Origin of the sequence: Pseudooceanicola sediminis, from assembly GCF_003575965.1 — a bacterium.
GTDB lineage: Bacteria > Pseudomonadota > Alphaproteobacteria > Rhodobacterales > Rhodobacteraceae > Pseudooceanicola > Pseudooceanicola sediminis.
In genome coordinates this window covers 80,970-88,841 of sequence record NZ_QWJJ01000019.1, presented here as the reverse complement: position 1 = coordinate 88,841, position 7,872 = coordinate 80,970, and the positions used below count along the sequence as shown (strand labels likewise).

At 61.5% G+C, this 7,872-nt stretch carries 8 protein-coding genes; 3 read left to right on the top strand and 5 right to left on the bottom strand.

Going from position 1 to position 7,872, the window contains the following annotated elements; all coding sequences use genetic code 11:
• From DL237_RS18445 to DL237_RS18435, 3 genes are all read left to right on the top strand, one after another.
• On the top strand, positions 1 to 1,013 hold a 1,013-nt coding region (locus DL237_RS18445), incomplete at its 5' end, for an ATPase, T2SS/T4P/T4SS family (RefSeq protein WP_407691921.1).
• 16 nt (positions 1,014 to 1,029) lie between these two features.
• The gene (locus DL237_RS18440; protein WP_119400560.1) at positions 1,030 to 1,449 is read left to right on the top strand and encodes a hypothetical protein; all 420 of its coding nucleotides are present in this window, start codon (positions 1,030 to 1,032) and stop codon (positions 1,447 to 1,449) included.
• Positions 1,449 to 2,474 carry a type IV secretion system protein gene (locus DL237_RS18435; protein WP_119400559.1) on the top strand — a complete coding sequence of 342 codons (1,026 nt, stop codon included), beginning with the start codon at positions 1,449 to 1,451 and terminating at the stop codon, positions 2,472 to 2,474. The genes DL237_RS18440 and DL237_RS18435 overlap by 1 nt, the downstream gene beginning before the upstream one ends.
• 235 nt (positions 2,475 to 2,709) lie before the next feature.
• On the opposite strand, the gene DL237_RS20755 is transcribed toward DL237_RS18435, so the two are convergent.
• The 5 genes from DL237_RS20755 to DL237_RS18410 all read right to left on the bottom strand — a co-directional run bounded on the left by DL237_RS20755 (position 2,710) and on the right by DL237_RS18410 (position 7,856).
• Positions 2,710 to 3,471: a glutaredoxin family protein gene (locus DL237_RS20755; protein WP_321186082.1), complete on the bottom strand. Its 762-nt coding sequence runs from the start codon at positions 3,469 to 3,471 to the stop codon at positions 2,710 to 2,712.
• A gap of 22 nt (positions 3,472 to 3,493) precedes the next feature.
• The gene (locus DL237_RS18425; protein ID WP_119400558.1) at positions 3,494 to 4,366 is read right to left on the bottom strand and encodes a DUF305 domain-containing protein; all 873 of its coding nucleotides are present in this window, start codon (positions 4,364 to 4,366) and stop codon (positions 3,494 to 3,496) included.
• Positions 4,367 to 4,472: 106 nt separating this feature from the next.
• Complete coding sequence (locus DL237_RS18420) at positions 4,473 to 4,823, bottom strand: ion channel (protein ID WP_233545058.1); 351 nt, start codon at positions 4,821 to 4,823, stop codon at positions 4,473 to 4,475.
• Between the two features lie 80 nt (positions 4,824 to 4,903).
• Positions 4,904 to 5,323 (bottom strand): Cu(I)-responsive transcriptional regulator, encoded by a 420-nt coding sequence (cueR, locus tag DL237_RS18415; RefSeq protein ID WP_119400557.1) that lies wholly within the window; start codon positions 5,321 to 5,323, stop codon positions 4,904 to 4,906.
• 13 nt (positions 5,324 to 5,336) lie between these two features.
• A complete protein-coding gene (locus DL237_RS18410; RefSeq protein WP_119400556.1) occupies positions 5,337 to 7,856 on the bottom strand; it encodes a heavy metal translocating P-type ATPase in 2,520 nt (839 codons plus the stop codon).
• Positions 7,857 to 7,872: the final 16 nt, after the last annotated feature.

Below are 7,872 nucleotides of genomic sequence, written 5' to 3'. Positions count from 1 at the left end.
CGTCGCTCGACCGTTTCGGCCCCGAGGTCCTGCGCGACGACACGATCGAGATCTGCATCAATCCCGACGGACAAGTCTGGGGCGAATTCCAGGGCGATCACTTCATGCGAGGTCTCGGCAGCCCGCTGAGCCAGACTGAGATCAAGGACCTCGGCAACCAGATCGCCTCCGCCGCCTCGACCACGCTCAGCACCAAGAAGCCTATCGTCTCGGTCTCGATCCTATATCGTGATCGCCCGATCCGCGCGCAGGTGATCCAGCCGCCGGCAGTCGAGGGCGGGTTTTCAATATCGTTGCGGTTCTTCTCCTCCCTGCCGCTGGAGGCAATCCGGCTCGGCTTCCTCTTTGGAAAGGAGCGCAGCCTCGAAGGTCTGCGGCGCGAACGAAACGCCGCGCTGCGCAATGTGGTTGCCTCCGGCGACATCGACGCCGCGCTGCGCTTCTGCGTCGAGAACAAGCTCAACATGATCGTTTCGGGCGGTACATCGACCGGCAAGACGGTCGCGGCGCGCAAGATCCTTTCGCTGATCCCGCCCGAAGAGCGGATCATCACCATCGAGGAGGCGGCCGAGCTGCGCCCCGAGCAGCCCAATGCCGTGACGTTGATCGCGGACCGGGACACGGATGCCCGCAGTGCCGATGTGCTCTTGGCCTCAACGCTTCGCATGCGACCTGACCGGATCGTCCTAGGCGAAGTCCGCGGGCGCGAGGCGATGACGTTTCTCGAGGCAATCAACACCGGCCACGGTGGATCGCTGACCACGCTGCATGCCGAGACCCCACAACTTGCTGTTCGCCGCCTTGCCATCGCCGCCCTGAAAACCGATGTGCCGATGACCTATGCCGACATGATCGATTACATCGAAGGCTCGATCGACGTGATCATTCAGGCAGGCCGCCATGAAGGCGCGCGCGGGATCACCGAGTTCTTTCTCCCGGGTCAAACCACAGATTTGAACCTCGACACGGTCGACGGCAGAGGCAACAAGAGCCCCTCCGTTGCCGCTGAGTAAAAAAGGAATCTCCCAGATGCGAAAACCAATTCTCGCACTCATGCTTGCCGCCTTGGCGGGCCCCCTTGTGGCGCAGACTTCGCCTCAGGTTTCAAACGATCTCACAGTGGATATGTCGCCTCAACAATACCGGATCTGCAACGATCGTCCGGCGCGACCGACTTGGATGGACGAAATCAATCCGCGTGAAGCTTACAAGGCAGCAGCTTTGATGGAGTTGTACGAAATTCGGGCCTGGGAGGAGATCGCTGAATCTGGCGACTGCGGCTGTGAAACCCGCTTTCCCGCTTGGGATAGCTCCGATGGCGAATATCATGGAAGGTATGCAGGCCTTAGCCAAGCCGAGCATTCAGCGTTTCGCCGCGACTGGATTGAAGTAAGGAAGCAACTCGAGCCGAGCGTGCGTACAATCTGCGAAGCTCAAGGCAACTGGTAATGGGCGTCGTCAGCTGGATGGTCGGAACGGCAGACGCGTTCCTTGCCGATGCCGCTGAGTCCCAGTTCGGGGCTGTGGCAAGCAATACCGGCGCGATCGTTCTGCTGATGGTCACGCTCTCGCTGATCAGCGTCTGCATCAACATGGCCTTCCAGTTCCGCAGCATGGATGGCGCCAGTTTCTTCTGGTATCTAGTGAAACTTACCCTGATCGGGCTGTTCGCCTTCAACTGGGCCAACTTCAACGCTGTCTCAAATGCGGTCATTGGCGGCTTGGACTACGTTGCCGGCGCGCTGGTGTCGTCGGTTGGCGGAGGAGGAGCCGGAGCCACACATTTTGCGGGCGAATTCGACATCCTGATCGAAAAGTTCAGCCAGTACCTGAATGCGATCGGCAGCAACCTGAACTGGATGACAGGTGCGATCCTGGGCGGCATCGGGCTCGTCCTGTTGAGCCTTCTCGGCTTCATGACTGGCATCGTGCTCATCTTCGCCAAGATGATGCTGACACTCATGCTCGGCCTCGCTCCTATCATGATCGCTCTGTCGCTCTTCGACGCGACCAAAGACTTCTTCCATAGGTGGGTTTCGACCACGATCAGCTACGCCTTCTACCCCATCGTGATCGCAGCAATGTTCTCGACCGTGGTCGGCATGGCCAACTCACTCCTTGCCCAGATCGGTGATCCGAATTCCGCGACCAACATTGGCTCGCTCGTGCCATTCTTCGTCATGGTCTTCCTGGCCAAGGGCTTTGTCGCGGCTACTCCCCTGATCGTGCGGGGCATTTCCGGGAACCTGATGGTGGCAGCAGCACCCGCAGTTGTCGCCGGCTCGACTGGAGTAATGCGAGGGCTCTTCAACACCGCTGGCGTCAAGGGCAGGTCGCGGATCGGTGCGTTGACCACTGGGGAGGCGATCGGGCGAGGCGTTGTGCAGAGTCCAGCGGCGGTTCGGGCGGCGGCAACGACTGCCAGTGCGCAGGTGGTCAGGATGGCCGAACGTGCGAAACGGTTACGCCCGTGATGGACTGGAGAGTTGTTGCCGATCAATATTCCAGGTCTTCCTGTATGCAATGCGTGTGCGTCCCTAAATCGCGCGGCATCGCACTCTGGCGGATATTCTGCGAGACGTGCTTACCTGCATGCGTTTGGCCCAGCTTCACAGCTAGAAACTTCCCATCGGCCCGGAGATTCTTTGGCTAAACTGATATGTAGGCTCCGCGCTATGCCGACGCATTGCGACGCAGATCGATCGTTGGTCACCAGCCGAGTACGAAGACCTTCAATGGCATCCAGACCCCCATCAGCATCATCATGAGGTTTTCGGTCAGCGACACAAAACCGAGTGGCACGTTGCTACTGCCGCCGACGCAGGCGCATTTCAGCTCGCGCTTGTCGATATAGACCGCCTTGAAGACCGACGCCGCGCCAACCGTTCCGATAAACAGCGCCACCGGAGCCGAAAGCCAGGTCAACGCGCCGGCCACCATAAGGACACCTGCGAAGGCTTCGCCAAAGGGATAAATGTAGCCATAGCGTACCAGTCGGCGGGCTAGCAGGTCGTAATTGAGAAACATCGTCGAGAAGCTTTCGACATCCTGCAACTTCTGCACCGCCAGGAAGCACATCGAAATCGCGATGAACCATTCCAAGGCCCGCAACGTCAGAATCGAGCCGAACATTGTCCAGCTGAGTCCGAGGGCCATCAGGAAAGCGACGGCGAAGATGGCGATGACCGGTTGGTAACTGGTTTCGTCTTCTTCCTTCACCTCCTTGCCGAAATACTCGCGCAAATCGTCATAGCCGCCGATCCGCTCTTTTCCGATCCATGTCTGGGGCGTCGTCTCTACGACGTGCTTTTCCATGAAGGCGTCGGTCTCTTCGCGGGTGGTCAGCTCATGATCCTCGACTTCATATCCCGCGCGTTCCAGTAGGTCCTTCGACTTGAGGCCGTAGGGGCAGAGATGCCCGGGCATGACCATGCGATAAAGCGTGGCGGTTTTTGTGGCGGTGTCGCGCATACCGCGTCTCCTTCGATCTCGTTTATCCGCGGCAGTTGTAGAAACCCCGGTAACCAGCAGTCAGGCCGGCATCGAGTTTGAGCGACATGTCCGCCTCGGAAGGCTCGGGTCCGATCGGTCCGATCGCCTCTCCGGTCGTGCCGGGCGCGCCGATATTGATGGTCAGACCCTCCGTGCTGAGAACGGTGTCAGACACGGCCACCAGCCGGACCAGATCGCCGCTCAGTTTGACCAGCCCGGTGGCTTGGCCATCTACTTCTCCGATGGCGAGCGATGGCGGGCTGCCGGTAGTGTAGTTGAACGTGCAGGTCGCTCCGGCGGGAAACAGCGCCGCAATATCCTCTTCGGTCAGGAAGCCTGCGTCGAGTACGGCGACATGTGCCGTCGAGAGTGCCTGATCAAGGCTGACAATCTGGGAGCTTGACTGCTCTTCGGTCTCGGACGCGTCGCCGGAGGCCTCGATGCTGTTGATCAGATAGCGCATCTCGGCGATTTCCTTGTCTTGCGCATAGATGATCTCGTCGGCCAGCTTGCGCACGCGCGGGTCCGAGATGTTCGCGCGGCTCGACGTCATGATCGCGATCGAATGGTGCGGGATCATCGCCCGCATGTAGCTGGTGTCGCCGACCGTAACCTGGCTACGGACGAGCCAGAGCGAGGCTGCGAAGGCAATTGCCGCGCCGCCAAAGATCGCCGCATTAATCGCCTTGCTGGAATACATCGACAGCATGAAACCCAACATGATGATCGCCATGGTCGCGCCCATCAGCAGCGCCATATAGGCGCGGGTCTCGGACCAGAACACGTGGGTCCAGAGGTAGGTATTGAGATACATCAATCCGAACATCACAACCGTCGAGGTCGCGATCATCGCGGCAAATCTCCAATATGACATATGTGCTCTCCTTTCGCTGCCACTCCCACAAGACATAGCAATAACGACCTTCCAGCGCTGGAGGGTTCCGAATCTCTTTACCGACAGGTGAGAGAGGGCCGTGCAATCAGTCCCTGTCTCTCGTCACGACGAGAAAGATCGTGGATGCCGAGCAGCTGATCAACAGGAAGCCATTCAACGCTTCGACGCCGGCAAGAAAACGCAAATGACCGGTGGGATAGATATCTCCAAGTCCCAGGGAAGAGTAATTGACGACGGAAAAATAAAAGACGTCCATGAACGTTTCGACATTCGCTTGGGCAAAACCACCGATGCCGATGCCCTCGCCCAAACTGAATCCCACGGCGTAAAGACCAGCTTCAAGAATATGGGCTATCGCCAGACAATAGAGCGCGATCAACAGATTGCCCGACCGGGAAAAAGATGCACGCTTGGTGGCCGCCATCACCAGGGACATGGCGCGAACATGTATGAGCCCACTCATTCCGACAAGCAGGACCGCAAAGAGGATTGCCAATGCCAACTTTGGCGACCCGGCTAGGCTGATTTCTCTAGTTGGTCTTCGCCGCGGCACTCCATGGCCAGATCCGCGAGGATCGGGCAGTCCGGACGATGATCCCCGGCGCAGGCATCGACAAGATGCGCGAGCGTCGCGCGCATTTCCGTCAACTCGGTGATCTTTTCGTCGATCCGGTCGAGATGCAGCTCGGCGATCTCCTTGACCTCGGCACTGGCGCGGTCTTCATCGCCATAAAGCGCAAGAAGGCTGCGGCAGTCCTCTATGCTGAACCCAAGCGCACGGGCGCGGCCGAGAAAGGCCAGTCTGTGCGCGTCGCTTTCACGGAAGGTCCGATAGCCGTTCGCGCTCCGCAGGGGTTTCACAAGGCCGATGTCCTCGTAATAGCGAATCGTCTTGGCTGGGAGCCTCGACAGGGTGGCGACATCTCCGATATTCATTGCATGTTCCTCCTTATACGGCGGCGACTGGGGTGGGGGCGACAGTTGAAGCATCGCCGGAAACCATTGATTTCGCCTCGTCCATTGCTGGCCTGACACGGCGCAAGCGCAGGGCATTCGTCAGCACGAAGACGGAGCTGAGCGCCATCGCTCCGGCCGCCAGCACGGGTGACAACAGCAGCCCGAAGACGGGGTAGAGCGCCCCGGCGGCCACAGGAATAAGCGCAACATTGTATCCGAAGGCCCAGAACAGATTCTGGCGGATATTGCGCATGGTCCGTTCGGACACCTCGAAAGCATTCACCACTCCGCGCAGGTCGCCCGACATCAGGACCACGTCGGCGGACTCGATGGCGACATCGGTGCCGGTGCCGATGGCGATGCCCACATCCGCATGGGCCAACGCAGGAGCGTCGTTGATCCCGTCGCCGACAAAGGCGATCCGCTTGCCTTGGTCGCGCAGTTTGTCCAGCGCCGCGACCTTGCCGTCGGGCAACACCCCGGCGATGACATGATCGATGCCGGTCTCGCTGGCAATGGCCTCGGCCGTTTCGCGCTTGTCGCCGGTGATCATCGCGACCTTCAGGCCCATGTCGTGCAGGGCCGCGATCGCCGCCCGGCTGGCCGGTTTGACAGGGTCGGCGACGCCGATCACCGCCGCGACCTGGCCGTCCACTGCGGCGAAAAGCGCGGTGTGCCCGGACGCGGCGAGACGGGTTTCTGCCTCGACAAACGCGCCCAGGGAGATCCCTTCGCGGTCCATGAACCTGTCCGCGCCGACCAGAACGTCGCGGCCGTCGACCCTGGCCCGCACACCGTAGCCGGTGACCGAATCAAATCCCTGAACGTCCTGCGAAACGGATCCCTCGGCCTTCGCCGCGCGCACGATCGCCTCGGCGATGGGATGTTCCGACTGCGCCTCGACCGCCGCGACAAGCGTCAGCACGTCACCGTGATCGAAGCCGTCGGCGAGGATAAGGTCAGTCAGTTCCGGGCGCCCCGCCGTCACCGTGCCGGTCTTGTCGAGCGCGACCACGTCCACGCCGGTCAGTTGCTGCAAGGCGTCGCCCTTGCGGAACAGCACGCCCATTTCGGCAGCACGACCGGTGCCGACCATGATCGACGTGGGCGTAGCCAGTCCCATTGCGCAGGGGCAGGCGATGATCAGCACCGACACGCCTGCCACCAGGGCATAGGACAGAGCGAGCGACGGCCCGACCACGAGCCAGACCAGCACGGTAAGCGCGGCGAGCGTCATGACGGCGGGCACGAACCACAGCGTGATCCGGTCGACCATGCCCTGGATCGGCAGTTTGGCGCCCTGCGCCTCTTCCACCATGCGGATGATCTGGGCCAGGGTGGTGTCGGCGCCGACGCGCGTAGCGCGGAATTGGAAGCTGCCGGTGCCGTTGACGGTGCCGCCGGTCACCGGATCGCCGGCGGCCTTTGCCACCGGAACCGGCTCTCCGGTGATCATGCTTTCGTCCACATGGGCGCTGCCTTGGGTCACCTCGCCATCCACCGCGATGCGTTCGCCGGGGCGCACCACGAGGATATGGCCGGTTCCGATCCTCTCTATGGGCACATCCTGCACCGTGCCATCGACTAGCACCCGCGCCGTCCGGGCCTGAAGCCCGAGCAGTTTCTGGATCGCAGCCCCGGTGCGGCCCTTGGCGCGCGCCTCCATCCAGCGGCCCAGAAGGATCAGCACCACGATCACCGCCGCCGCCTCGAAATAGACGGCGCGCGTCCCTTCGGGCAGCAGATCGGGCGCGAAAAGTGCCGTGACGGAAAACAGGTAGGCCGCACCGGTGCCCACGGCGACCAGGCTGTTCATATCCGGCGCGCCGTTCAGCAGGGCCGGAAACCCCTTGATATAAAAGCCGCGGCCTGGCCAGGCCAGAACGAGGGTGGTCAGCACGAACTGGATCATCCAGCTTGTCTGATGGCCGATCGTCCGCCCGATCATTTCGTGCATGCCAGGCACCAGATGCGCGCCCATTTCCAGCAGGAACACGGGCAGGGCAAGCGCCGCAGCGAACGCGGTCCTGCGGGCCAGGTCGCGCGCTTCGCCTTCCTTGCGCGCGCTGCGGTCCTCGAGGCCCGCGTCGTCTGCAGCCTCGGCAGGGTAGCCGGCATCCCCGGCCGCCTTCAGAAGATCGGCCAGATCCACCGCACCCTCGGCATAGGCCACGGTCGCGGTTTCCGACGCAAGGTTGACGTTGACGCCAAGCACCCCTGGCACGGCCGCAAGTGCCTTGTCGACACGTCCCACGCAGGACGCGCAGGACATAGACGACACGTTCAGGCGGATGCTTCGGGTCCTGGCGGGATAGCCCGCCCGTTCCAGCGCCTCGATCACCTCGGGGAGATGCGCGGCAGACCCGATCCGAATCTGCGCCGTCTCGGCCGCAAGGTTCACGTTGACATCGCCAACCCCGGGTAAAGCCGAAAGCGCGCGTTCGACCCGCCCGACGCAGGATGCACAGGACATGTTCCGGACAGAAAGCCGCAGATTTTGCGTTGCGGGCATGGAGATCTCCTTATCG